This is a genomic window from Burkholderia sp. PR2 (genome assembly GCF_052372875.1).
Classification (GTDB): Bacteria; Pseudomonadota; Gammaproteobacteria; order Burkholderiales; family Burkholderiaceae; genus Burkholderia; species Burkholderia diffusa.
In genome coordinates this window covers 1,528,105-1,554,266 of the sequence record NZ_JBQRWH010000004.1, presented here as the reverse complement: position 1 = coordinate 1,554,266, position 26,162 = coordinate 1,528,105, and the positions used below count along the sequence as shown (strand labels likewise).

The following is a 26,162-nucleotide window of genomic DNA, read 5'->3' as shown; positions in this document are numbered from 1 at the left end:
CATGCCGGCCTTTTTTCATTTCAAGCGTTGCATTACGCGCTCTGGCCGCGCCATATGCCCATCGCACCGATCGATAGCAGCATTGATCGGTTATCGATTGCCCTCCCCGCTGGTACGTCAGCCGCCTTGCTTTCAACGAATCCAGCGAGGAACACGGCCCATGACGTCGATGACCCGCCGCGCGTTCGCACGCGCGATGCCGGGCCCGCATCCCGGTGCACGCCGAGAACACCCCATCCACGCTGCGCATCGGACATCAAAAATCGTCGACGCTCAAGACGCGCGGCACGCTCGAGCAGTCGCTCGCGCCGCTCGGCCTGCGCGTGTCGCGCCATGAATTCACAAGCGGCTTGCCACTGACCGAACCGCTCAACGTCGGCGCGGTCGATTTCAGCGCCGACGTGCCCGACACGGCTCCCGTCTTCGCGCAAGCCGCGCATGCGCGCTTCGTCTTCGTGTACGTCGCGCAGCAAGCGCCGTCACCGAAAGCGCAGGCCATCATCGCCAAACGCGACAGCGCGCTGCCCACGCTTGGCCGATCTCAAGAGCAAGCGCATCGCCATCACGAAGGCTGTCGGCAGCCGCTACCGGGTGCTTGCCGCCCTCGCACACATAAAGCTCGCCCCCCCCAACGACGCGGCATTCCACTACCTGACGCCGGCGGACGGCCGCGCGACGTTCGAACGCGGAAGCGTCGATGCATGGATCACGCGGGATCCGTACGTCGCATCGGTCGACGCGAATCCCGATGTGCCGATTCCGCAGCCTCTCAGAACTTCGGTGGGCATCAGAACATCGCCGATACGTTCCGCGCAGTAGCTTCGTTGCCTGCCCGCGTCAACACGGCTGAATCGCGGCGCTGGAATTTCGCGGCAAAGCGTGCGGTTCCGATCGGCGCGTGATGCTCCGACCATGCGACGGGCGAAGAAATTTTTATCGCCGTCGCTCGAATTGTATTGACAGGCTCTCGAGACACGCTAAAATAGCGGTCTTCGCATCGCAGCAAGCGAAACGTGCCCAGGTGGCGGAATTGGTAGACGCACTAGGTTCAGGTCCTAGCGGTGGCAACACCGTGGAGGTTCGAGTCCTCTCCTGGGCACCACTTATTTAAGAAAGGCCGGCTTTTAGCCGGCCTTTTTCTTTTTCAGTGACCCGTCCTGAAATAGGTTGACACTTTTTCGCCGAAACGAAGAGGTGCCAAATGGAGCAAGGGATCAAGCGGACGCAGCGGGACTACAGCCTGGCTTTTAAACTGTCGGTGGTGGTGCAGGTCGAAAAAGGCGAACTGACGTACAAAGAGGCACAGCGACGCTACGGCATCCAGGGGCGCTCGACCGTGCTGGTATGGTTACGTAAGCACGGCTTGCAGGATTGGGCCGATCCATCCGGCCGTGCGCGATCGGGTTCCACCATGTCAAAGCAAGACTCAAAGCCGCTCACACCGGAGCAGCGCATCAAGGAGTTGGAGACGCAGTTGCGACAGGCGCAGGAGAAAGCCGCGCTATTCGAAGCCGTGATCGACGTGATGCGCAAGGATTACGGGATCACCGTAAAAAAGCCTTCAGGCAGGTCGTCGCGCAAAAGCGGATCGAAAAGCTGAGCGTCGAGCGGGCCTGCCGATACATGGGTATCAGCCGCCAAGCGTATTACAAGCGATGCCGCAGCGAGGAACACCGTTGCTCGCAGAGCGAGACCGTCACTGCGCTGGTGCGAGACGTGCGGCTTCGCCAGCCGAGGCTGGGCACACGCAAGCTACATCATCTGCTCGGGCCAGCATTGGTCGAGCGCGGCATCAAGCTGGGGCGAGATCGGCTGTTCGACGTGCTGCGTGCCGCGCGCCTACTGGTCGTACCGCACCGGGCGTATCACAAGACCACCCATAGCCATCACCGCTTCCGGCGTCATCCGAATCTACTGAAACCCGGGCCGGATCAAATCGTGCCGACCGGCCCCGAACAAGTGTGGGTGGCCGACATCACGTATCTGCCGACGGCTGGCCCGTTTGTGTATTTGAGTCTCGTCACGGATGCGTTCTCGCGCAAGATCGTCGGTCATCACGTTCACGACAGCCTGCAAACCGAGCAGGTCAGTCAGGCGCTCAAGAAGGCGTTGCGCAAGCGCCGGAGCCGGCAGCCGTTGATCCATCACTCCGATCGCGGGGTCCAGTACTGTTCGACCTACTATCAGGACATCCATCGGCATCACGGCCTGCGCTGTTCAATGACGGACGGCTACGACTGCTATCAGAATGCGCTGGCTGAGCGGGTCAACGGCATTCTCAAGGGGGAGTTCCTGTTGCAACGTCCTGCGGACCTTGAACAGGCCGCCAAGATGGTCGAACAGTCGGTACACATCTACAACTATGAACGGCCACATGCCGCGCTGAAATACAAAACGCCCGATGCGGTGCATCGGGCGTTCTAGCGCCTGGATACTGTCAACTTATTCCAGGACTTGACATCAGCCTCAGGAGGCAAAGCGCTGCGCACTTTGCGTGAGGGCTCGAAAAGCTGCATTTTCAAGCGCAACTCGGGGGCGCGCCCGCGTTACCAAGCCCCCCCCCTCCCGTGCTCCATCCGCTTTCCAAAAGCGAGCGGCTTATCCCGGCCTTTCGTCATTTCCGACTCAAGCAACGAAGCGGAATCGGAGGGTGCGAATTTCGAGATGCCCAGCGAATTCGGTGGACACGCGACAAACACTTCGCCTCTTCATCGATCCGGCAGCCGAACGGCCATCAAGAGCGCCCTGCCGCCGACCTCAGGCGCCGTTCCAGCGTTTCGCGGCAATCGCGACACGCTCGCCCAGCACTTCCGCCGTCTTGCGATCGCTCTCCAGGATCGCATCGCCGCCCTCGTCTGCATTTGCCTGCGCCATCGCACCGAGGAAGGACCCGAGCCGATTCAGATCGTTGACTGAACCCGCACTACTGTTGTTGCCGGGCATCAGACCGAGGCTGACCCACAGCATCTGATGCTGGGCGGCGAAGACCGCCAGTTGTTGCAACGTCGACAGTTTGTCGCCGCTTTGCGAAGCCGACACCGTGAAACCGGCCGCCAGCTTGTCACGCCACTTGCCCCAATGTTTCGACGATGCGTCCATGAAGCCCTTGAACTGAGCGGACGCACTGCCCATGTAGGTCGGCGAGCCAAAGATGATCGCCTTCGCATCGCGCTCCAGGTACTCCCAGTGTTCGTCGATCGCGTCGACGGGGATCAACTTGACCGACGCGCCGTCGACTTTCTCGACGCCGCGCGCAACTGCGTCGGCAATAACGGCTGCGTGGCCGTAGCCGCTATGAAAAACCACTGCGATTTCTGACATGACGAACTCCTCGGCGCGGATCGTTCCGCAATAAGCGTTACCGCGATAGTAACAGAAAAGATCGAAATACAACCGACTTCGCCCACATGCGTCGCACGCGCCATTGCATGCCGACATCTACATGCACACGGCCCGCCAGGCGAGCGGACAATCGCTGCGATCGCATCCCATAACCGCAGGACAGCGCGCACGACAGGATGCCATCGACAACAATTTCCCTGGCGACACACGTAAGTGTGCATTCGGGAAATTCGCTCGATCCTTTCCGGCAATGATTCCCTCACACCCGCATCGACCGACCACGGCATTCAGACGCGACAACCCAGGCGCGCCCTTTTTTACACCCATCCAAACGATCGTACAAAAATCTGTTGACACGCCCTTCGGGCACGCTATAATTGCGTTCTTTCGCGATGCAGCAAAGCGAAACGTGCCCAGGTGGCGGAATTGGTAGACGCACTAGGTTCAGGTCCTAGCGGTGGCAACATCGTGGAGGTTCGAGTCCTCTCCTGGGCACCATATGTTTTTGAAAAGGTCGGCTTTATGCCGGCCTTTTTTCATTTCCGGCTCCGGAATCACTGCGGGTGCCCTTGCGGATACACCGCAGCCGCAGCGCGACTCGCACCAGCCCGCCAATCCGAACCGAGTGCCGGGCGGGTTCCACGCCGGCCCTCCTGCACGCGGATCGCCTCACTTCGGTGATTCGCTCCGCTCTTGCCGCCTCCCCGCCGCCTCCATCGTCGCCCCAGAACGAAACCGGGATTTCCCTAGGCTGACACGCCGCCGCTCACGCGGTTAAATAAATCAACGTGATTTATTTAATGCGTCGCAACCGACGCGCCCATGGAAGGAGACGCCATGAGAAGCCCGCACATCGGCCAGGGAAGCAACTCGGCCAACGTGCGCCGTTACAACGAGCGCCTGCTGTTGAAGACGCTGCGCCGTGCGGGTAGCGCGTCGAAGGCCGACCTCGCCCGTCTCGCGAACATGACGGGCACGGCGGTCGGCAGCATCATCGCGTCGCTCGCCGATGCAAAGCTGATCGCATTCGCCGGCCGCACCGAAGGCCAGCGCGGCCAGCCGGCCTCACTGATCCGCCTCGATCCGCGTGGCGCGTTCGGCATCGGCGTCCATCTCGACCGGATGCGCATCGAGACGGCGCTCGTCAATTTCGCGGGCGACGTGCTCGGCCGCCGCTCCCATGACACGTTGCTCCCCCCGCCGGCCGACGTGCTTGAAATCGTACGGCACGACATCGATGCGATGCAGGATCTGCTCCCCGCGCATGAGCGCGCGCGCCTGACGGGCGTCGGCGTCGCGCAGCCGTATAACCTCGGCGCATGGATGCGCGAGCTCGGCCTCGCGCCCGACACGTTCCGCGCATGGGAAGACGTCGACTTCGCGAGCGACCTCGGGCGCACGCTGTCGCTGCCCGTGTTCGGCGAAAACGACGGCAACGCGGCCGCGATCGCCGAACTGTTCTACGGGTACGGCCGGCAGTGCGACGACTTCGTGTACCTGTTCATCGGTCCCGCGATCGGCGGCGGCATCGCGATCGACGGCGACTGCCTGCGCGGCGTGACCGGCAATGCCGGCGACATCGCCGTGATTCCTGTGCCGCCGAGCCGGCTGGCCTCCGCGCCGCCGCCTCGCGGCCCGTGGGACATCCTCCTCGCCCGCGCATCGCTGCACGCGCTCGTACGCCACCTGCGCCATCACGGCGAGACGGTCGAGAACCGCGCCGACCTCGAGGCCTGCATCGCGCGCGGCCTGCCGGCGGTGGACGAATGGATCGACGACTGCGTCGATGCACTCGCCCCGGCATTGCGCGCGGTGCTGTGCGTCGTCGATGCGCCGGTGGTCGTGCTCGATGCCGATACCGACGCGGGCCTGCTCGATGCGCTGATGACCCGCCTGCGCGCGGCGCTCGTCGCCACCGCGCCGGAAGCGCGCGGCACGCCGACGCTCGTGCGCGGCACGTTCGGCGCCGACGCCGGTGCGATCGGCGCCGCGACGCTGCCGATGTTCTTCAACTTCTCCCCGCGGGCCGGCATCCTCAAGGGCGCCCGCACCGAATCGCAGGAGGTCAATCATGTCGCATTCTGAGTCGCCCCGGCCGCTGCTCGAGATGCGCCGGATCAGCAAGACGTTCCCGGCCGTACGCGCGCTCGACAACGTCAGCCTGACCGTCTATCCGGGCGAGATCCACGCCCTGATGGGCGAGAACGGTGCGGGCAAATCGACGCTGATGAAGATCCTGTCGGGTGCGTACCGCGCCGACGCCGGCGGCGAAATCCTGATCGACGGCGAGCGCATCGACGTCGACGGCCCGCTCGCCGCGCGCGATGCGGGCGTCGCGGTGATCTACCAGGAGCTGTGCCTCGCGCCGAACCTGACCGTGGCGGAAAACATCTACGTCGGCCGCGAACTGCGGCGCGGCAACCGGCGCTGGGGCACCATCGACCGCGCGGCGATGGCGCGCGGCTGCCAGGACGTGCTCACGCGTCTCGGCGCCCCGTTCGGGCCCGACACGCTCGTCGGCACGCTGTCGATCGCCGAGCAGCAACTCGTCGAGATCGCGCGCGCCGTGCACACCCGCGCCCGCATCCTCGTGATGGACGAACCGACGACACCGCTGTCATCGCGCGAGACCGAGCACCTGTTCGGCCTGATCCGCCAACTGCGCGAGGAAGGTCTCGCAATCATCTACATCAGCCACCGGATGGCCGAGATCTACGAGCTGTCCGACCGCGTGTCGGTGCTGCGCGACGGATCGTACGTCGGCACGCTCGAGCGCGAATCGCTGTCGGCCGAACGGCTCGTCGCGATGATGGTGGGGCGCGACATCTCCGGCTTCTACAAGAAGGAACATGCGCCGTACGACCCCGGCCATCTGCTGCTGTCGGTACGCGACATTGCCGACGACAACCGCGTGCGCGGCTGCAGCCTCGACCTGCATGCGGGCGAGGTGCTCGGCATCGCCGGGCTCGTCGGCGCGGGCCGCACCGAGCTCGCGCGGCTGATCTTCGGCGCGGAACCCCGCACGCGCGGCGACGTGAAGCTGGGCGATCGTACGTTCGGCGCACATTCGCCACGCGACGCGATCGACGCGGGCCTCGTCTACCTGACGGAGGACCGCAAGCGCCAGGGCCTGTTCCTGGACATGAGCGTGCGCGACAACATCAACATCTCCGTCTGCAACCGCGACGCGCGGCTCGGTGCGCTCGATCTCGCACGCGGCACCGAACGCGCGCGCGACGCGATCGCCTCGCTGTCGATCCGCGTGCCGAACGCGAACGTAAACGTCGGCGCGCTGTCGGGCGGCAACCAGCAGAAAGTGCTGCTGTCGCGCCTGCTCGAGACGAAGCCGCGCGTGCTGATTCTCGACGAACCGACCCGCGGCGTCGACATCGGCGCGAAATCCGAGATCTACCGGATCATCAACGAACTGGCCCGTGCGGGCGTCGGCGTGATCGTGATCTCGAGCGAGCTGCCGGAAATCATCGGCGTCGCCGATCGCGTGCTCGTGATGCGCGAAGGCGAGATCGCCGGCCAACTCGGCGGCCACATGCACACACCCATTACGCAGGAAGCGATCATCGCGCTCGCCACCGGCTCGCAGGCCGAACTCGCCGACGCGCACTGACCACGGCCCCTTCATCTCCCTCTTACGTCCAGGTACCGACATGATCAACCCGACCAAGCAGCGGAACCTCGCTTCCGCGACGGCCCATCCGGTGGCCAACCGTACGCCCGTGATGCGCGGCGCCGATCATCGCGCGCGCGTGCAATCGCTGATGCGCACCGCCGGCATGCTGCCGGTGCTGCTGGTTCTGTGCATCGGCTTCGGATTCCTGACCGACGGCTTCTTCACGCTGCAGAACCTGTCGATCGTCACGCAGCAGGCCTCAATCAACATCGTGCTCGCCGCCGGCATGACCTTCGTGATCCTGACGGGCGGCATCGACCTGTCGGTCGGCTCGGTGCTCGCCGCATCGGCCGTCGCCGCGCTGCTCGCGTCGACCATTCCCGGCTGGGGCTGGCTCGGCGTGCCGAGCGCGCTCGCCGTCGGCCTCGTGTTCGGCGCGATCAACGGCGGCCTGATCTCGTTCCTGCGTCTGCCGCCGTTCATCGTCACGCTCGGCGCGATGACGGCCGTGCGCGGCGTCGCCCGCCTGATCGGCAACGATACGACCGTCTTCAACCCGCAACTGCCGTTCGCGTTCATCGGCAACGGCACGATCCTCGGCGTGCCGTGGCTCGTCGTGATCGCATGCGCGGTGATCGCGCTGTCCTGGTTCATCCTGCGCCGCACGGTGCTCGGGATGCGGATCTATTCGGTCGGCGGCAACCCGGAAGCCGCACGCCTGTCGGGCATCAACGTGCGGGCGATCCAGCTGTTCGTGTATGCCGCGTCGGGTCTGCTCGCGGGCCTCGGCGCGGTGATGTCGGCCGCGCGGCTTTATGCGGCCAACGGCCTGCAGCTCGGCCAGTCGTACGAACTCGATGCGATTGCCGCGGTGATCCTCGGCGGCACGAGCTTCGTCGGCGGCGTCGGCTCGATCGTCGGCACGCTGATCGGTGCGCTGATCATCGCGGTGCTGACCAACGGTCTCGTGCTGCTCGGCGTGTCCGACATCTGGCAATACATCATCAAGGGGCTCGTGATCATCGGCGCCGTCGCGCTCGACCGCTATCGCCAGCGCGATTCGGCCCGCACCTGACACGCATTCCTCACCGCGCATTTCTCACCATTCAACCATCAGGGCGCAGGCAGGTCCTCCTGCGCCCGTCCGCCAACGGACCTTCCGGAGACACAACGACATGTTCAAGCACAAAGCCGCCCTGACCGCCGTCGCCTGCGCGCTCGCCTTCGGCGCCGCCACCGCCCACGCAGCCGACAAGCCGCTGAAATCGATCGGCGTCACGGTCGGGTCGCTCGGCAACCCTTATTTCGTCACGATCGTGAAAGGTGCCGAAGCACGCGCCAAACAGCTCAACCCGAACGCGAAGGTCACCGCGGTTTCTGCCGACTACGACCTGAACAAGCAATTCACGCAGATCGACAACTTCATCTCCGCGCACGTCGACATCATCCTGCTCAACGCGACTGATCCGAAGGCGATCGAGCCGGCGGTGAAGAAGGCGCAGGCGGCCGGCATCACGGTCGTCGCGGTCGACGTCGCGGCTGCCGGCGCGAACGCGACCGTGCAGACCAACAACGTGAAAGCCGGAGAGCTGGCGTGCGACTACCTTGCGAAGAAACTCGGCGGCAAGGGGAACGTGATCATCGAGAACGGCCCGCAGGTATCGGCCGTGATCGATCGCGTGAACGGCTGCAAGGCCGTGCTCGCGAAAAACCCGGGCATCAAGCTGCTGTCGAGCGACCAGGACGGCAAAGGCTCGCGCGAAGGCGGGATGAACGCGATGCAGGGCTACCTGACGCGCTTTCCGAAGCTCGACGGCGTGTTCACGATCAACGACCCGCAGGCGATCGGCAGCGATCTCGCGGCGAAGCAGCTGAATCGCCCGAACATCGTGATCACGTCGGTCGACGGCGCGCCGGACATCGAGGTGGCGCTGAAGTCCAACACGCTCGTGCAGGCGTCGTCGAGCCAGGACCCATGGGCGATGGCGCAGCAGGCCGTCAACGTCGGCTACGGGATCATGAACGGCCAGAAGCCGGCCAACCCGATGATCCTGATCGAGCCGATGCTCGTCACGCGCGACAACGTGAAGGGCTACAAGGGCTGGAGCAGCCCGCGCTGATCGCGCGACACCAACCGCGATCCCCGGCGGTGCCGGGCCGCCTCGCCGCGCGCGGCGCCCGGCCCTGCCCGTCCCCTCGCCTCAACCTGGTCGTGTCGAAACAGCCGCCCGACTATTTCTTCATCGGCGACAACAGCGCCGATCTCGCGTTCGATCCGGCCGACTTGCCCGACGGCGCGCTCGACGCGGCCGAGATCGTGCACGTCGGCTCGCTCGGCGTCGTGCGCGAGCCGCTTGCGTCGCGCCTGATCGAAGTCGTGCAGGCGGCACGCGCCGCCGGCAGGCGAATCTCGTTCGATCCGAACTATCGCGCACCGATGGCCGCGCCGTCGTATCGCGACACACTGCGCTGGCTGGCAAGTCTCGCCGACTGGATCAAGGTCTCCGACGAAGATCTGCGCGGCCTGTTCCCCGAACTCGACGAAGCCGCCGCGCTCGCGCAATTGCGCGCGTGGGCGCCCGATGCGAGCCTGCTCGTCACGCGCGGCGCGGCCGGCATGCAGCTTCTGCATCGCGATACCGCACTGTTCCAGCCGGCGTTCACGACCGAGATCGTCGATACCGTCGGCTGCGGCGACGCCAGCATCGGTGGCTGGCTCGCCAGCCAGCTCGTGCACCCCGGCGCATCGGCCGCCGATCATCTGCGCTACGCGGCAGCCTGCGCGGCAGTCGCCTGTGCGCATGCGGGCGCGTATGCGCCCACGGCTGCCGAGATGGCAGAGGTCATCGCGAATCCGGCGACCGCCGAATCGGCCGACGCCGCGCTATCGCACTAGGCAGCACCGGAACGCGCTGGACGGCGCGTTCGCCTCGCATCGTCACGCATCGCCCTGAGCGCCCTTCCCACCATTGCCACCATTGCCGCGCGCCTGCAGCAATTGCAGGCTCTCGTCGACACTCAGTTCGGACATCGCGTCGTCGCGCAGCGTCTCGTCGGCCGCACGGCGCAGCGCATGCAGCGCGTGCTCCTTGAGCCGCACGATCGCGAACTGCAGCCCGCGGGCCGCGCATTCGGCCGCGAACGTGCGCAACGACTCGATCGTCGTGCCGTCCACGTCCGGCGTTTCCTCGAGACTCAGCAGCACGGTACGCGCATCGGGCGCGGCCTTCATCAGCACACGCACGCGATTGAGCATCCGGTCCGCGTTCGCGAAGAATAGCTGCGCCTCGGGCCGCACGATCAGCACTCCGGGTACCGGCTTCGCATCGGCGTGATTCGCGACGTCGACGAAGTCGTGCCCGTCGCGCAGCCGGCCGAGCACGCTCACGTTCGGCTCCGACAACTTGCGCAGCGTCAGCAGCAGGTTCACGCCGATGGCCGCGAGCAGTCCGTGCAGCACGCCGAGCACGAGCACCGCGAGCAGCGCGGCGATCACGACGAGCCGGTCGCGATGCCAGACCCAGTACGGCCGGAACACCGACGGATGCAGCGAGTGGCTGACCGCGAAGATCACGATCGCCGCGAGCACGGGCTCCGGCGTGCGCGCAAGCTGCGGCAGCAGCAGCCACACGATCAGCGCGACCACGCCGGCCGCCCACAAGCCCGCGAAACGCGACCGCGCACCGGCCGCCTCGTTCGCGGCCGTCGCCGAATAGCCGGCGCCGACCGGCATCCCGTGCAGCAGCCCCGACACGAGGTTCGCGCAGCCGAGCGCGACGAGGTCCCGGTTCGCCGACACGCTGTCACCGTGCTTCAGCGCGAAGTTGCGAATCGATCCGTACGATTCCGCATACAGGATCAGCATCAGCGCGAAAGCAAGTTCGACCGTCTGCATCCATGCATTGCGGTCGAGATGCGGCAGCCCGAATTCGATGTGGCGGAAATCGATGTGTCCGACGATGGCGATCCCGTATTGCTGCCAGTCGACCATATACCCGGCCGCGATCGACAGCACGATCACGACCAGTGTCGCGGGCACGCGCGAGCGCCGGCCGAGCACGAACAGCAACGCGAGCGCGGTCGTGCCGAGCGCGACGCTCGCGAGGTTCGCGTGCGATGCGCCGGTGACGAGGTCGAGCGCGACATGCGGCGCGTCACCGTGCTGCGCGGAGATCGCGAGAATCTTCGGCAGTTGCTTGATGACGATCGTCAGCGCCAGGCCGAACGTGAAACCGCGCAGGACCGGACGCGCGACGAAATCCGACATGCCGCCCAGTCGCGCGGCGCCCGCCAGGATGAACAGCACGCCCGTCATCGTGACGAGCGCGGCCGCCAGCGCGAGCTGCGCGGCAAGCGCCATCCCGGACTCGGCCAGCACGGTCGCGGCGAGCACGGCCGCCGACGACGACGTCGACGACACGATCGCAAAGCGACTGCTGCCGGTCAGCGCATAGACGACGAGACCCGACAGCAGTGCGATGAGGCCGGCTTGCGGCGGCAGGTTGGCGAGACCCGCGTACGCGACCGCCTCGGGAATCAGCAGCCCGGCGATCGACAGGCCGGCCAGCGCATCGAGACCGATGCGCTGCGTGGCCGACGGCGTTGCCGCATCGAGTGCAGCGAAATGCCCGGGATGCTGCGGGCCGGCATCCGGATGGGGGGGGACGGTCGTCATGTAGTGGCAGGCGCCGGGCGCGTATCAGGGTTTGACGGCGATGACACCCGACCAGCCGGGCAGATAGCGGGCGTCTTGCTCATGCGCACGGCGCAGCGAGAGGTCGAGCGCCTTCGAGAAGTTCTTGCGGATCTGGTCGAGCGTCACGTGCTGGCGCAGGTAGTCGGCCCACAGGAATTCGCTGAACGGCGTCGCATCCTTCGCGTAGCCGCCGGCCGTGCGCAGTTCGCCCGCAAGGCTCCGGTACGGATCGTCCTCGAGCCCCGTCAGCGCCTTCGGCAGATGTGCGTATTCGCGACGCGAACCATCCGCGCCGAACGGATGCACCCACTGGTTGTGTTCCATCATCCGCCAGAAGATCGTGTTGTCGAGCCAGGACAGATCCTTCAGCAGCATCGCGTTCACACGCGTCTCCCCTTCCTCGATCAGCGCGAGGCCGAGATGGTGATGGTCGGTGATGTAGTGCAGCCCGTCCGGGCCGAGGACGGCCGGAAACCAGTGCGACTCGATCGCGGCCTTGCGTGCGCGCTTGTCGAGCGTCTTCCAGTGCTTGCGCTTCGCTTTCACTTCGCGATAGCCGACCGTCATTTGCGTCGGACGCAGTGCGTCGAGCCGGACGGGAATGAGATGAACGTCGTTGCCGAGTGCCATGGCCGTACCCCATGTTACGAATTTCCGGCAACGATACTCCGGATCTTGCGAGCCGTTAATACGTCGCGGCCTCGATACGCATGCGCTTGACTATCTCTGACAACGGAACGCAACACTATGCACGCAGGTCGTCGCGCTCGAGACGATGACGAACGTAGGGAATTCCGTCATGAACGACGCTCACGCGCCGCATCCCGAGCTTGCGTGCGACGTTCAGCGAACCCATGTTCGCCTCGGCAATGTCGGCGATCACGCGCGGCAGCCGCACGGTGTCGAACGCATGACGCGCGACGGCCGTGGCGGCCTCGCATGCGATGCCGCGCCCCCACGCCGCGCGCACGAGCCGCCAGCCGATCTCGACGTCGCGCGCGCCGCCCGCATAGTCGGGAATCAACAGGATCCATCCGATGAAGGCGTCGGGCGCGGCTTTCTCGAAGATCGACCAGTAGCCGAGGCCGGGCGGATACGCGCGTGTGATCCGGTGCGTGACGAAGCGGCGATGTTCGTCCGGGTCGTGCCACGGGCCCGAGATGTAGCGCGTGACCTCCGGATCGCGATCCATCTCGATGCTCGCGTCGAGATCTGCCAGCACGCGCGGGCGCAGCCACAGCCGCCCGGTCTCCAGGACGGGCAATGCGGCAACGGAGGGGTGGGTCATCGGGACTCCTGATTCGGTGGCGATGCGCATCGCGCACATTACATAAGTGATACAAAAAGCCTTCCGGCATGATACAGGCGCCTGTCGCCTGTCTCGTGCACGTTCATTTCGGTTTTCTCAACAGCCCATTTCATAGGGATTATTCCCGATTCGCGGTTATCGCACCCCACATCGTACGGTGCCGCGGCCTACACTCGATAGATGCCCCCGCACCGCGCGCAAGCCGGGCCGGCATCCGCCTGCGGATCGCGAGCGCGCAAGCCAACGAGGAGACCACGGACATGAGCTGGACCCGCGAACAACGCAACGTCACGATCGCCGCCTACCTGGGCTGGACACTCGACGCGTTCGATTTTTTCCTGATGGTCTTCGTGCTGAAGGACATCGCCACCGAATTCGCGTCGACGATCCCCGCCGTCGCATTTGCGCTGACGCTCACGCTCGCGATGCGCCCGATCGGCGCGCTGATCTTCGGCCGGCTCGCCGACCGCTTCGGCCGCCGTCCGACGCTGATGGTCAACATCGCGTGCTATTCGCTGCTCGAACTCGCGTCGGGCTTCGCGCCGAGCCTCGCCGCGCTGCTGGCGCTGCGCGCGCTGTTCGGCATCGCGATGGGCGGTGAATGGGGCGTCGGCTCCGCGCTGACGATGGAAACCGTGCCGACCCACGCGCGCGGCTTCGTGTCGGGCTTGCTGCAGGCTGGCTATCCGAGCGGCTACCTGCTCGCGTCTGTCGTGTTCGGCCTCTTCTACCAGTACATCGGCTGGCGCGGCATGTTCATGGTCGGCGTGCTGCCCGCGCTGCTCGTGCTGTATGTGCGCACGCACGTGCCCGAATCGCCGGCCTGGAAGCAGATGGAAAAACGTGCGCGGCCGAGTCTCGTAACCACGATCCAGCAGAACTGGAAACTCACGATCTACGCGATCGTGCTGATGACCGCGTTCAACTTCTTCTCGCACGGCACGCAGGACCTCTACCCCACCTTCCTGCGCGAACAGCATCACTTCGATCCGCATACCGTGTCGTGGATCACGATCGTGCTGAACATCGGCGCGATCGTCGGCGGCCTGTCGTTCGGCGCGATCTCGGAGAAGATCGGCCGCCGTCGCGCGATCTTCATCGCCGTGCTGATCGCGCTGCCGATTCTGCCGCTGTGGGCGTTCTCGAGCGGCCCGGTCGCGCTCGCCGCCGGCGCGTTCCTGATGCAGATCTCGGTACAGGGCGCGTGGGGCGTGATACCGGTTCACCTGAACGAGATCTCGCCCGACGAGATTCGCGCGACCTTCCCCGGTGTCGTCTACCAGCTCGGCAACCTGCTCGCGTCCGGCAACGCGACGATGCAGGCGTCGCTCGCGGTTTCCCAGGGCAACAACTACGGTTTCGCCCTGGCGCTCGTGGCCGGCATCGTAGCCGTCGTGATCGCCGTGCTGATCCTGTTCAGCCGCGAACGGCGCGGTATCGACATGACGCAATCGGTCAATACGCGTACCACCGTCGGGTGAGCCTGCATATTGCCGCATCGCACCATCACGCGTGCCCCGTCCCGCCGGGGCCACGCGACATACTTTCCGCATCTGCACATCGAACTAGAGGAATTTGTCCAGATTCCTCGCTTGCCCGTGCCGCCCGCGTTTTTTTATCTTAATAAAAACGGCTGTTTGAATCAGATAATCAAATCACCTGTTCGCGGCCGGGCGACCGGCATTGGGAGGCGGGACATGGCAGTCAGTCAGGAGGGGCGACCGTCGGCGGGACGGCCGTCCGGGACGCGGTCATCCGGCAATCGGCAGACCGGCGGGACGAAGGCGCGCATTCTCGATGCGGCCGAGGACCTGTTCATCGAGCACGGCTTCGAAGCGATGTCGATGCGGCAGATCACGTCGCGCGCGGCGGTGAACCTCGCCGCGGTCAACTACCACTTCGGCAGCAAGGAAGCGCTGATCCACGCGATGCTGTCGCGTCGGCTCGACCAGCTCAACCAGGAGCGCCTCGGCATCCTCGACCGCTTCGATGCGCAGCTCGGTGCGCATATCACCTGCGAACACGTGCTCGGCGCGATGTTCATTCCCGCGCTGAAGGCGTCGCGCGACCCCGACCGCGGCGGCCCCGCATTCCTGCGGCTGATCGGCCGCGCGTACACCGACCCGTCGCCGTTCGTGCGCAACTTCCTGACCGCGCACTACGCGAGCGTCGCCGGCCGCTTCTTCGACGCGTTCCAGCGCGCGCTGCCGCATCTGCCGCGCACGGAGCTCGGCTGGCGGCTGCATTTCGCGATCGGTGCGCTGTCCGGCGCGCTGGCAGGCGCCGAAACCGAAAGCCTGATCGACGAATTCTCGCAAGGCCGCACGATGAACGACGTGCAGATGATCGCGCGGCTGTCGTCGCTGATCGTCGCCGCACTGAAGGCGCCGATGCCCGACTGCGCGCAGTTGTCGATCTTCGCGGCCGTGCTCGACGATGCGGGTGCGAGCGAGGCGTTCGGGCTGTCCTCGAGCGCGTCGGCTGCCGATCCAGCGACGGTGCATTCGGCGAGCTGATCGCGCCGAGCCGCTCAGGCGGCGATTCACGATTTTGGCGGCCCGGACCGGCGTTGATGCGCTGGCCCGGGCCGAACGAATGTCATGCGGCGGGAGCCGACGCTGGCTTGCGCTCGTCGACAAGAAGGCATGGCGAGAACATCGCGCAGAAGCGTCAACTCTCGCCGAACGTAAAGCATGGGGTGAGCGTAAGCGCCGAAGCGCCAACTCTCACCGACCGCAAAGCATGGGGTGAGAGTAGGCGCTGAAGCGCCAACTCTCACCGACAACGGAGACACATCATGTCATCATCCGCAGCAACCGCAGCGGCCCAGCTCCCGCCGAACACCGATGGCATCTGGTACGCGTCGTATCCGCCCGGCGTGCCGCACGAGATCGACGTCACGCAATACGCATCGCTCGTGCAATTCTTCGACGAATGCACGACACGCTTCGCCGAGCGGGTCGCCTACGTGAGCGCAGGCGCATCGATGACCTACCGCACGCTCGCGCAGAAAGTCGAGGCGTTCGCGTCGTATCTGCAAAGCACCGGCGTGAAACCGGGCGACCGCGTCGCGATCATGCTGCCGAATACGTTCCAGTACCCGGTCGCGCTGTTCGGGACGCTGAAAACCGGCGCGATCGTCGTCAACGTCAACCCGCTCTATACCGCGCGCGAACTCGCGCACCAGTTGAAGGACAGCGGCGCGCAGACGATCGTCGTGTTCGAGAACTTCGCACGCACGCTGCAGGACGCGTTGCCGGAAACCCAGGTGAAGAACATCGTCGTCACCGCGCTCGGCGACCTGCTCGCAGACGGCTTCAATGCAAAGGGGCGCCTGATCAATTTCGTGCTGAAGCACGTGAAAAAGCTCGTGCCGCCCTACACCCTGCCGCAGGCGATCCGGCTGCGCGCCGCCCTCGCGCTCGGCGCACGCGGCAAACCGCAACCGGTGAAGACGACGCGCGACGATCTCGCGTTCCTGCAATATACGGGCGGCACGACAGGCGTCGCGAAAGGCGCGATGCTCACGCACGGCAACCTGATCGCGAACCTGCTGCAGGCCAAGGCGTGGATCGCCGACCAGGTCTCGGGCGACGTCGAGACCGTGCTGACGCCGCTGCCGCTCTATCACATCTATTCGCTGACGGTAAACGCGTTCATCTTCATGGGGCTCGGCGGTCGCAACATCCTGATCGCGAACCCGCGCGACATGAAGATGGTGATGAAGATCATCCGCAACGAAACGTTCACCGGAATCACCGGGATCAACACGCTGTACAACGCGTTCCTCGACAACGAGGAATTCCGCAAGCGCGACTTCTCGAAGCTCAAGCTCGCGATGGCGGGCGGCATGGCGATGCAGCGCGCGGTCGCGGAGCGCTTTCACGAGGTCACGGGGCGGCCGGTCGTCGAAGGCTACGGGCTCACCGAATGCTCGCCGATCGTCACGATGAATCCAGTGAACCTGAACGACATGGCCGCATTCAGCGGCTCGATCGGCCTGCCCGCGCCGTCGACGCTCGTGCGCTTCCGGCGCGAGGACGGCACCTGGGCCGGCATCGGCGAGCCCGGCGAGCTGTGCGTGCACGGCCCGCAGGTGATGCGCGGCTACTGGCAGCGGCCCGACGAGACCGCGAAGGTGATCGACGCCGACGGCTGGCTCGGCACCGGCGACATTGGCGTGATGGACGAACACGGCTTCATCCGCCTCATCGACCGCAAGAAGGACATGATCCTCGTCTCGGGCTTCAACGTGTATCCGAACGAGATCGAGGAAGTGCTGGTCATGCATCCGGGCATCAGCGAAGCCGCCGCGATCGGCATCCCGGACGAAGTCCAGGGCGAACGGATCAAGGTCTTCGTCGTGCGCCGCGACCCGACGCTGACGGTCGACGACGTGCTCGCGCACTGCCGCAAGAACCTGACCGGCTACAAGATGCCGAAGTTCGTCGAGTTCCGCGACGCGCTGCCGCAGACGAATGTCGGCAAGATCCTGCGCCGAGCGCTGCGCGACGAGGAACTCGCCAAGCTCAACGCCGCGAAGCGAGGCTGAACGATCCATCGCCCCGGGAGACGCTGTCGATGAACGAAGGAACGAAGCGCCGCACGCGGCACGCCGCCGCGGCCATTGTGTGCATGCTGTCGCTCGCGCAAGCCGGCCTGCATGCGCAGGAAACCGCCGCTGCCGCGAGCGCGGTCCAGGAGGACGCACTGCCGGCGGACCTGGCGAAGGTCACGCGCGAGCCGGTCGCGCAGCCGGCGCGCTGGCTGCGCACGGCCGCCCAGCGCGGCACGCTCGCACAACTTGACGACGCGACGCTCACGGCGCTGTTCAAGACACTCGATCCGCTCACCGTTCCGCTCTATATCCGCAATGGTCCCAACGGCTATCCGTCGTACCAGTTCACGATGGTGCGCCAGGAGCGCATCAGCGGGAAATGGTCCGACACACCCGACCGCATGCTCGTGAAGACGACCCGCGAACCGTTGCGGGTGTATGCGAAATGGCTGCCGGACGGCGCGCATGCGGGACAGGAGACGATCTACGACACGACCCGGCGCAAGGACGAGATGTACGGCCATCTCGGCGGCCTGCTGGGCAAGATTCCGCTGTGGACGGCGCTCGACGGCGCACTCGCACGCGCGCAGTCGAATCACCAGGTGAAGGATCTCGGCACCGAGTTCATCACGAACCTGTACCTGACCGAAGGGAAGAAATACCAGGAAGCCGGCGTGCAGCGGCCGACGCAGGTGGAAGCGAAGACGATCGGCGGGGTGCGCGTCGTCGCGCTCACCTATGAGACGCCGACCGGCCGCCCGCAGTTCTATGCGAAGAAGGAAACCCTCGGGCTCGACCTGCACGCGCCGTACTTCAGGACTGTCGAATCCTATGACAACGACGGCAAGATCTTCGAACGGATCATCATCGAGAAGATCGCGCCGGCGACGCTCGACGAATCCGCGTTCGACCCGAAGAATCCGGATTACGCGTTCTGATCGTCACCGGCGCCGCGCGGGTCGCGCTCAATCGTCGTCATCGTCGTGATGCTTGTGCCAATGCCTGTGATCGTGCCTGCGCCATCTCCGGTAACCGTCGTCGTCCTCGTCGCCGTAGTAGCCGTATCCGTAACCCGGATAGGCGACCACCGCCGGCTGCGGCGCCACATAGACCGGCGCCGGTTCGGCATAGACCGGTGCGACCGGCACGCCGATGCCCACCGACAGGTCGACGTGTCCCGCCATTGCACTGCCGGAAGCGAGCAACGCCACACTCCCGATCCACACCGCCAATCCCTGCTTGTTCATGTTCCCCTTCCCGGATCCGCCGGCCAGCCCGGCATGCGCGTCGAATGTAATCGCGCCGCGCACCGCCAGGTGCTACGCCGTTGCGAGAGTCGTAACGCGACGTAACGAAACGGCACTAGCCATTCGACCGAATCGCGCAAATGCACGGGAACGTCTATAGTGGGTTACGGTTCGACACAATCGCGACTGCGCACTGGTGGAACGAACAGGGTAAAATCCCGCCAAACACTTGGTGGGCGACCACGCCACACACGCACAACATATTCTCTGACGCAGGCTCCTGCCGCACCTCAATGGCCAATCCCGCAGAATCCCATCCGCAAAACGACTTCATCAATTCGGCGCGCAAGGAACGTAAGCGTGTTGAAATCTATCTCGTCAACGGCATTCGTCTGACGGGGTGTATCGAGTCGTTCGACCAGTACCTGGTGATGCTGCGCACCCCCGTGGGTCTGCAAGGCATCTACAAGCGTGCGATTTCCACGATCCAGCTCGACACCGGCGGCTCGCGCCCGGGCGGCGGCGGCCCCCGCGGCCCGCGTACCGGTGGTCGGCCGGGCGGCCGCGAAGGCGGCGGCCACAGCCCGTACGGCTCGCACGGCGGCGCCCGCGAATCGCGCGGCGACGGCGGCGGCTACGGCTCGCGCGAACCGCGTGAAGGTTATGGTTCCCGTGAACCGCGCGAAGGCTACGCCCCGCGCGAACCGCGTGACGGTTATGGCGCGCCGCGCGAGCCCCGCGAAGGCTATGGCGCCCCGCGCGAAAGCTACAGCACACCGCGCGACGCCGGCGACGCATCGGGCAACACGTCGCCGTCCGACACACGCGGCGGCAATGGGCCGGTGATCGTTACGCGCCGCCGGCGAATCGTGCCGGACGGCCAGTAAAACGAAAGGGCAAGCCAAATGGCTTGCCCTTTTTTCTGGTGGGTCGGCGCGGCATGTCGCCGCACCGGCCGTGCCGTGATCGCTCAGTGTGCCGTCGTCGGCAAGCCTGCGTCGGCCTCGCGCTGCAGCGAACGCACCTGCTGCTGCAATGCGCGCAATTGCGACTGAAGCTGCGCTTGTTGCGCCTGCAACGCCGCCGTTTCGGCGCGGACGCTCTTCTGGCGATCCGCAACCGTTGCCTGCTGCTCGCGTGCGATCGAGATGTCTGCCTGCAGACGCCGCGCCCGCTCCTGCGTGACTTCGATCTGCCGGTCCATCTGCGCCTTCTGCGATTCCAGCTTCGCCGCACGCAGCTCGTTGACGGCCAGCCGTTCCGCCTGACGCGAGAAATCGCGATAGATCGTTTCCGCCCGCGTCTCGTCGTAAGTCTTGATCACACGCCAGAACGCCTTCTGCTGGAACAGCGCGACGAAATAGGAACCGTCCTTCACGCTGAACAGCAGGCTCGCGCCGTAGCTGCCGTTATAGCTGGTGCGCATTTCCGTCAGCGAATGCGCCTGGATCTGGCGCTGAAGTTCGTCGACCGTGCTCTGCCCGGTCGTCTCGCCCGCCTGCGGCTGCACCGACGTCTGAACCTGCTGGTCGATCACCGGAATCGCCGCCACCGGTGCCGACGCCTGCTGTACCGCCGGCGATGCATTGCCGGCCAACCCCTGCGCGAACGCGCCCTGCATGCCTCCCATCATGGCGAGCAACACACACGCCCGCCCCAACCCCGTCATATGGCTCATGAATATCAATTCCCCGCCCGTGTCGTTGTAATTCAGCGCGATTTTATCTCATTAATTACTCGCTTTCGCGGGTCTCGGGCTCTTCGTCGAATATCTGATATTTGCGCATCTTTTCCCACAGGACCTTCCGGCTGATGCCGAGCTGCTGAGCCGTATCCTGGCGCCGCCAACCGTTTGCGTCGAGGGCAGCGATCACGCGGCTGCGCTCGTTCATGTCCCACTTGCTGCGGTCGACGAAGACCTCTGCCGCACTCTCCACCGGCACGGGCTGCGCCGAATTGCGCGCATGGGCGATCAGCCGCTGCAGTCGAGCGGCATCCCAGCCGCCCGTTTGCCGCACCGTCACCCCGACCCGCTCCGCAAGGTTGCGCAGTTCGCGCACGTTGCCGGGGAAATAGCTGTCCGCTACCGCGTCCGCGAGCCAGTAAGGCAGGTCAGACAACTGCGCGAGCCGCTCGTCGCCTACCACCTCCGCGACGAACGACTTGAACAGCGCGATCTTGTCGACCGCGCCCCGTTCTTCCAGCGACGGAATGCTCAGCTCGATCACCGCGAGCCGATAGTAGAGATCCGCGCGGAACAGGCCGTCCTTCACGAGTTGCGGCAGCTTCTTGTTGCTGGCCGCGACGAGACGGAAATCGACCTTGATCGGCGTCGTCGCGCCGACCCGCAGCACGGTGCCGTCCTCGAGCACGCGCAGCAGCTTGACCTGCTGGTACAACGGCAGGTCGCCGACTTCGTCGAGGAACAACGTGCCGCCCGCCGCCTGTTCGAAATAGCCTTTATGCGCAACAACCGCGCCGGTGAACGAACCTTTCGCGTGCCCGAAGAACAGCGATTCGAACAGGCCATCCGGAATCGCGCCGCAGTTGACCGGAACGAATTCGCCGTTCCGGTAGCGCGAATGCTTTTCGTGAAGCAATTGCGCGATACGTTCCTTACCGACGCCGGTTTCGCCGTGCAGCAGCACGTTGGTGTCGCAGTCGGCGAACGTATCGACCTCGCGCAGCAGCGCCTGCATCGACTCCGAGTGCGCGACGAGTTCGGAAGGTTGCAGCGTATCGGCCGCATGCGCGCGCAGCTGCGTGACGAGCTTGCCGATCATCCCGCGCAGTTCCGCACAGGTGAAGTCGAGCGGCAGGATGTGCGAATAGTCGGGCGGATACTGCGACGCGTCGTGGTCGCGCGCCGCGCCGACCCAGACGACCGGCATGCCGATGTTGGCCTGCCAGTCGCGCAGGAATGCCGCGCCGGTTTCGATCATCGTCACGCTGATGATCGCGAGCGACGGCCGCAATGCGGCGCGCTCCGGCGAGATTTCCGCATTGTCGGCGCGGATCACTTCGACGTCGAAGCTCGCCATGCAGCGGGCAACGCGGTCGACGATGTCCGCCTTGCCTTCCCAGACGTACAGGTCGAGTTCTGCGATTGCGGAAGTGGTTCTCATTGTTGATGCTTTCAATGAACGATTTGCGGGGCGTTGCAAGTCAGGCTGTGTTGTATGACGGTCAGTTGCCCGATTTGCAATCCTAGTGCCGTCAGCAATGGCGTCACTAACACGTTGATCAACGGATTGACGAGCCCGAGCAGCAAAGGAATGAGCTGCCCCGTGAGCGGCTGAAGAATCTGGGTCAAAATTGATAGATCCATCCCTAAAACATTGAGCTGGAGCAACGTTCCGTTCAACAGATTGGTCAGTTGTACGTTGAGCGAGTTGGTTGCTGTCGACGACGTGGTCCAGTTAGGCCCCGGAGACCATGCGGATGACGCGCACGCACCATTGCTCGGCTTGGTATTGCAGAACGAGTATTGCGAATTGTTCGGATAAACGATCCCCGTCCCGGTCAATGGCAGGCTGGCGTTCAGTGCCCCCGGAGTCGAAGGCAATGGCGGCCCGCTATAGATAGGCGTGCTGGTACTGCTCCCTACGTACGCGACGGGGTTCGACAGCGACAAGGCAACTTGCAGGGCGGTAAAGTTTCCGAGTATTCCGGACGCCGACAATTTCGCAACAGGAATCGTGGCAGAACTAGACGCACAGCTCGGGGAATTGAGATTCACCGTGCCGCCGGTATTCTGTCCGGCGCAAATCATAGCCACACCCGGCAACGCACCGAACGTCGCAGTGCTCGCCGCCGGAGTCGATTGGCAACTCGTGTTGGCCAGCCATGCCCGACCGGGGCCACCAAGGATGATATAGAGGGGCAAATGCGGTCCCGTCAGTTGAAGCGTCAACAGACCGGGAATACCCAGCGGCGGCGGATCCGACAGCGCTTGCACATCAACGTAGAGCCCGATCTCCGCTTGCGACGCCTGCGTGCGCCAGATGCCGTTCACCTGTCCGGCTTCGCCAATTCCGATCGACGGCGGCGCGAGCACCTGCAATTGCAGGCTATTGACTCGAACCAGCGACGACACCGCTGAAATAAGCGGACAGAATGCACTGCCGGGGCAGTTGGCCTGCCCAATCGATACAGTCAGCGCGCTGTTGTATGCGCCGATCTGCGCCGTCGTCAGCAGCAACTGAAGCACGTTGATGCTCGCATTCGCCGCCGCCTCCGGATTACTGCCCGAGTATTGCAGGAGGCTGCCCAAAGCGATCTTGTTCACATTGACGTTGGCGCCAACGCTGTTCTTCAGTACGGTGAGGACCGTGCCGACCGTGGTATTGCTGCCCACCGCCGTAGCGGCGAGGTTCAGGATATCCGATACAGTCAGGTTAAGACCAAGCAACTTCCCGACGCTGGCTGGACCCGACATGCCTGCCGTGCCGAGTTGAGTCGCGACGCTCGCCAATTGTCCCAGCGTGACGTTGGCCCCGGCCAACGCCTGGTAATTGGCCAAGCCCACATTGACATTGGTCGAAGCGCCCAGCAATCCGGTCAACAGGGGATCAAGTATTGCGGACGAAGAGGTATTCAGGTTCGCAAGCGTCGAACCCACGCTAAACGTATCGATTGCGGCCGCACGTGCGGTCGCCGTCGCGGAGATCACCGCCCGCCGTCCGCTCAACTGGTTCAGCAGCCCCAGGAAGAAGTAGTTCACCTGCCGGTACGCCGTAACCTGAGCCGCATTCGCAGCAGTCGGCGCCGGCGTCACGTAAGCGGTCGAGGAGTCCCACTTCCCGCAGCTAACGGCGATCTGGTCGTTTCCCACGGTCGGACTTGCGGTCGCCGTGGCGCTTATCAGCGTGAAAGCATAACCCTTGTCATTGATATTCGCGCTCGTCGTCACATTGTTCTTTGCATCGCTCAGGCAATTGGTCGGATCACTCGTCATCGGCTGCACTGCCGCCAACGCAGCCAGGTCCGCAACCCTTTGCAGATCGCGCTTCTGCAAATACAGATTCGCGACGTCGATCACGCCGAGCACCACGATCGCTACCATGACCCAGATCGCTGCCATGACCGCAATGGAGCCACGTTGACGCCGCTTGCCCAACCAGCGAGCGCCGCGCTGCGGGAACTCATGTGTCTGATCTACGCGCATCGTCATCTCGCCTACTGCGCACTCTGCCCGCTACCCGACATGCCGCCCGACGAACTGCCCAGCTGCGTGCTCATCGATACCGGAATCTTGTTCTTGAATGAATCGAGATAGCGCTGATAGACCAGCGACGCGACGTCACCAAGCATCGGTTGCGCTGGTGCCGCAGCACGGTTGTCTCGCTGGATCGAGAGCCATTCCTTTGTCGAACGGTCAACATCGGAAGCTGCCGGCGTTATTTCCTGTCGTACCTGCGCGACTGCGGTGCCCATCGTCATCGTCATGATCGCGGCGAGCATCATGATGCGACTCGCACGCGCGTTTCGATAATGTTTGTTGTTCATGTCGATCCCCGCATCCTTGTTCATTGTGCAAACCGTTGCAGCAGCGGCACGGTCTGGTCATAGCCGAAATTGTTTGCCATCGGTGTGATGGGCGCGTTCGGCGCGTGCCGCGACACCACCGGTGGCATCGCAACTGCACGCTGCCGCGCACGTCCTACGGCCGCAATCTTCGCGGCATCGCTCGCGATGTCCTTGCGGATATCTGCGGGTAGTCGCTGCTGGCTCATAAGCCGCTGTGCGTCCTGTGTACGCCCGGCAGCGATCAGATACAAAGCGAGGTTGCTGACGATCTTCGGATTGCGCTGGTCCAGTTCCGCGGCCTTCATCAAGGGCACCCGCGCGCCGACCACGTCGCCGTTACGCAATTTCGCATAGGCGAGATCGGACAACAACGACGCGTCCGTCGGCGCAAGCTCCGACGCCTGTGTGAGAGCCCGTACCGCCTGATCGAAATCCCCAGCCGCGCCTGCGATCAATCCGAGTCCGCGGTACCCGCGAGCGGCGAGTGGCGTCTTCAGCAACTGCGTGTAGGCGGCAGCGCTCGCGGCGGGCTGATCCGTCATGCGAAGCGCGTCCGCGCGAAGCAAGATCGTATCCGGCGAGATGCCGTATGCCTTGTCATAAGCGTCGATGTGTGCAAGCGACGCGTAATAGAGACCTTGGGCCTGCATTCGCTGGATCAAGCCGAGATACATCGCGGGCGTGTCCGGCACCGCCTGTTTCTGCTCAGCCGCCTGAATCAGTGCCGCGCGTTCAGTTTGCACGCCGACGCCGTATCCGCTCTCCTTGGTCGCACAAGCGCCAAGCAGCAGCACCGCTGTCGCCATACCTGCGCGCCTTGCTGCCCTGCTGATCCGATTCATCGTCATTCCTTCCACCTATCAATGATGCGCCGACAGCGCATGCATCACTGCCAGAAATCCGGGGCCAGCAGTCACGATCAGCAGTGCGGGCAGCAGCGTCAGGATCATGACCCCCGTCATCTTCACCGTCAGTCGACCGATGCGTTCGCGAAGCATCGCACGGCGCGTCTCGCGTAGCCTGTCGCCGAACTGCTTGAGCGGCTCCTGCACTGCGCCACCGTGCTTGTCGACCTGCACCATCAAACGGACAATCGCGCGCAAGTCCTCGTTGTCGAATCCGCCTGACAACCGTTGCATCGACTGGTCTCTCGTGCGACCGGCCGCAAACTGGCGCTGCGCGATCCCAACTTCCGACGACAGCACCGGCATCATTCCTCGAAAATCGTTCGTCACGACCTGCAAGCTTTGATCCAGCGACAGTCCGACGCCCTGCAACAGCCGCAGCATGTCGACGAACAACGGCAGTTCATCGACCACGCTTTGGCGACGCGCCGCGGCACGGCGCTGCAAGAATATCTTCGGCAGCATGAAGCCAAGCGCGAACGCAGCGAACATACCGGTCGTCCAGTATCCGCCCGTCATTCGCCCACTGGCGAAAATCGCGAAGAGAAGCGGCAGCCCGACCCCGCATGCGATCCGCGCACTCAGGAACAGTCCGCGCGTGCGGGTGTCGACGTAGCCGCATTGCTCAAGAAGGCGGCGATCTTCTTCCGCGACGATGTGCTTGCCGAAACCGGTATCGAGCCAGCGCATCCCCGCCTCCGACACACGTGCAAGCACACGTTCAAGGCGCTGGCGATTACGCGTAGCCGGTTGCGTGTCAGTACTGCCGTCGGTCGCCGGCCACACCTTGGCCGCATCGAGTGCCGCCATGCGCCGGTCGAGCGCATCGACAAGCGCACGTTCGGCACGCGAGGCTGCGCTCGCACGCAGCAACGCGACCATTCCGAACAACAGCACGCCCAGCGCGCCGAGCGCCAGGGCAACCGATCCGATCTGAGTTGCCGTCAT

Annotated in this window: 21 protein-coding genes, 2 tRNA genes and 2 pseudogenes; 14 read left to right on the top strand and 11 right to left on the bottom strand. The window is 64.6% G+C overall.

The genetic code is table 11. From position 1 onward, the window contains the following. Positions 1-160 precede the first annotated feature (160 nt). The 3 genes and pseudogenes from ACT2FV_RS24425 to ACT2FV_RS24415 all read left to right on the top strand — a co-directional run bounded on the left by ACT2FV_RS24425 (position 161) and on the right by ACT2FV_RS24415 (position 2,424). A pseudogene (locus ACT2FV_RS24425) lies at positions 161-902 on the top strand (hypothetical protein). 113 nt (positions 903-1,015) lie between these two features. Then, positions 1,016-1,102, top strand: a tRNA-Leu gene (locus tag ACT2FV_RS24420). Positions 1,103-1,201: 99 nt separating this feature from the next. Continuing rightward, positions 1,202-2,424 (top strand): IS3 family transposase gene (locus ACT2FV_RS24415; RefSeq protein WP_151052758.1). Its coding sequence is split into 2 segments (ribosomal slippage): positions 1,202-1,567 and positions 1,570-2,424, totalling 1,221 coding nucleotides; the frame shifts between segments, so codons are not numbered across the junction. A 333-nt stretch (positions 2,425-2,757) separates the two neighbouring features. On the opposite strand, the gene ACT2FV_RS24410 is transcribed toward ACT2FV_RS24415, so the two are convergent. Next, positions 2,758-3,321 carry a flavodoxin family protein gene (locus tag ACT2FV_RS24410; RefSeq protein WP_059532936.1) on the bottom strand — a complete coding sequence of 188 codons (564 nt, stop codon included), beginning with the start codon at positions 3,319-3,321 and terminating at the stop codon, positions 2,758-2,760. A gap of 432 nt (positions 3,322-3,753) precedes the next feature. Between ACT2FV_RS24410 and ACT2FV_RS24405 the strand changes: the two genes are divergently transcribed. From ACT2FV_RS24405 to ACT2FV_RS24380, 6 genes and pseudogenes are all read left to right on the top strand, one after another. Beyond that, positions 3,754-3,840: transfer RNA gene (locus tag ACT2FV_RS24405), tRNA-Leu, on the top strand. Between the two features lie 339 nt (positions 3,841-4,179). Continuing rightward, positions 4,180-5,427, top strand: coding sequence for an ROK family protein (locus tag ACT2FV_RS24400; protein ID WP_059608591.1), 1,248 nt, complete (start codon positions 4,180-4,182; stop codon positions 5,425-5,427). Further along, positions 5,414-6,967 carry a sugar ABC transporter ATP-binding protein gene (locus ACT2FV_RS24395; RefSeq protein WP_444504969.1) on the top strand — a complete coding sequence of 518 codons (1,554 nt, stop codon included), beginning with the start codon at positions 5,414-5,416 and terminating at the stop codon, positions 6,965-6,967. Before ACT2FV_RS24400 ends, ACT2FV_RS24395 begins: the two co-directional genes overlap by 14 nt. A gap of 40 nt (positions 6,968-7,007) precedes the next feature. Further along, complete coding sequence (locus ACT2FV_RS24390) at positions 7,008-8,045, top strand: ABC transporter permease subunit (protein ID WP_444504968.1); 1,038 nt, start codon at positions 7,008-7,010, stop codon at positions 8,043-8,045. Positions 8,046-8,145: 100 nt separating this feature from the next. Further along, entirely contained in the window at positions 8,146-9,090 is a 945-nt protein-coding gene (locus tag ACT2FV_RS24385; RefSeq protein ID WP_124625723.1) for an ABC transporter substrate-binding protein, read from the top strand. A 71-nt stretch (positions 9,091-9,161) separates the two neighbouring features. Continuing rightward, positions 9,162-9,866: pseudogene (locus ACT2FV_RS24380) on the top strand (PfkB family carbohydrate kinase); the annotation flags it as partial. A gap of 42 nt (positions 9,867-9,908) precedes the next feature. On the opposite strand, the gene ACT2FV_RS24375 reads toward ACT2FV_RS24380, so the two are convergent. The 3 genes from ACT2FV_RS24375 to ACT2FV_RS24365 all read right to left on the bottom strand — a co-directional run bounded on the left by ACT2FV_RS24375 (position 9,909) and on the right by ACT2FV_RS24365 (position 12,954). Continuing rightward, positions 9,909-11,645 carry a SulP family inorganic anion transporter gene (locus ACT2FV_RS24375; RefSeq protein WP_444504967.1) on the bottom strand — a complete coding sequence of 579 codons (1,737 nt, stop codon included), beginning with the start codon at positions 11,643-11,645 and terminating at the stop codon, positions 9,909-9,911. 24 nt (positions 11,646-11,669) lie between these two features. Next, entirely contained in the window at positions 11,670-12,296 is a 627-nt protein-coding gene (locus ACT2FV_RS24370; RefSeq protein ID WP_124625718.1) for a ParB-like protein, read from the bottom strand. A gap of 115 nt (positions 12,297-12,411) precedes the next feature. Then, entirely contained in the window at positions 12,412-12,954 is a 543-nt protein-coding gene (locus ACT2FV_RS24365; RefSeq protein WP_151050877.1) for a GNAT family N-acetyltransferase, read from the bottom strand. 281 nt (positions 12,955-13,235) lie between these two features. Between ACT2FV_RS24365 and ACT2FV_RS24360 the strand changes: the two genes are divergently transcribed. The 4 genes from ACT2FV_RS24360 to ACT2FV_RS24345 all read left to right on the top strand — a co-directional run bounded on the left by ACT2FV_RS24360 (position 13,236) and on the right by ACT2FV_RS24345 (position 18,471). After that, the gene (locus ACT2FV_RS24360; RefSeq protein WP_151050879.1) at positions 13,236-14,456 is read left to right on the top strand and encodes an MFS transporter; all 1,221 of its coding nucleotides are present in this window, start codon (positions 13,236-13,238) and stop codon (positions 14,454-14,456) included. Positions 14,457-14,672: 216 nt separating this feature from the next. Beyond that, positions 14,673-15,491: a TetR/AcrR family transcriptional regulator gene (locus tag ACT2FV_RS24355; protein ID WP_151050881.1), complete on the top strand. Its 819-nt coding sequence runs from the start codon at positions 14,673-14,675 to the stop codon at positions 15,489-15,491. Positions 15,492-15,772: 281 nt separating this feature from the next. After that, positions 15,773-17,527: an AMP-binding protein gene (locus ACT2FV_RS24350; RefSeq protein ID WP_151050883.1), complete on the top strand. Its 1,755-nt coding sequence runs from the start codon at positions 15,773-15,775 to the stop codon at positions 17,525-17,527. Between the two features lie 29 nt (positions 17,528-17,556). Next, positions 17,557-18,471 (top strand): DUF1571 domain-containing protein, encoded by a 915-nt coding sequence (locus tag ACT2FV_RS24345; protein ID WP_444504966.1) that lies wholly within the window; start codon positions 17,557-17,559, stop codon positions 18,469-18,471. Between the two features lie 27 nt (positions 18,472-18,498). On the opposite strand, the gene ACT2FV_RS24340 is transcribed toward ACT2FV_RS24345, so the two are convergent. Beyond that, complete coding sequence (locus tag ACT2FV_RS24340) at positions 18,499-18,780, bottom strand: hypothetical protein (protein WP_059608534.1); 282 nt, start codon at positions 18,778-18,780, stop codon at positions 18,499-18,501. Positions 18,781-19,073: 293 nt separating this feature from the next. Between ACT2FV_RS24340 and hfq the strand changes: the two genes are divergently transcribed. Further along, positions 19,074-19,667, top strand: coding sequence for an RNA chaperone Hfq (gene hfq / locus ACT2FV_RS24335; protein WP_124625986.1), 594 nt, complete (start codon positions 19,074-19,076; stop codon positions 19,665-19,667). Between the two features lie 83 nt (positions 19,668-19,750). Here the strand turns inward: hfq and ACT2FV_RS24330 are convergent, their stop codons facing one another. Genes ACT2FV_RS24330 through ACT2FV_RS24305 form a run of 6 tightly spaced genes read right to left on the bottom strand, consistent with a single transcriptional unit; the run spans position 19,751 to position 26,162 of the window. Continuing rightward, complete coding sequence (locus tag ACT2FV_RS24330) at positions 19,751-20,458, bottom strand: DUF2968 domain-containing protein (protein WP_059608536.1); 708 nt, start codon at positions 20,456-20,458, stop codon at positions 19,751-19,753. A 55-nt stretch (positions 20,459-20,513) separates the two neighbouring features. Then, on the bottom strand, positions 20,514-21,905 hold the full coding sequence (locus tag ACT2FV_RS24325; RefSeq protein WP_174911467.1) for a sigma 54-interacting transcriptional regulator: 1,392 nt from the start codon (positions 21,903-21,905) through the stop codon (positions 20,514-20,516). 11 nt (positions 21,906-21,916) lie between these two features. Continuing rightward, entirely contained in the window at positions 21,917-23,947 is a 2,031-nt protein-coding gene (locus ACT2FV_RS24320; RefSeq protein WP_444504965.1) for a pilus assembly protein TadG-related protein, read from the bottom strand. 11 nt (positions 23,948-23,958) lie between these two features. After that, a complete protein-coding gene (locus ACT2FV_RS24315) occupies positions 23,959-24,288 on the bottom strand; it encodes a DUF3613 domain-containing protein (protein ID WP_444505446.1) in 330 nt (109 codons plus the stop codon). Between the two features lie 20 nt (positions 24,289-24,308). Continuing rightward, entirely contained in the window at positions 24,309-25,151 is an 843-nt protein-coding gene (locus ACT2FV_RS24310; protein WP_444504964.1) for a tetratricopeptide repeat protein, read from the bottom strand. An 18-nt stretch (positions 25,152-25,169) separates the two neighbouring features. Then, positions 25,170-26,162: a type II secretion system F family protein gene (locus tag ACT2FV_RS24305; protein ID WP_444504963.1), complete on the bottom strand. Its 993-nt coding sequence runs from the start codon at positions 26,160-26,162 to the stop codon at positions 25,170-25,172.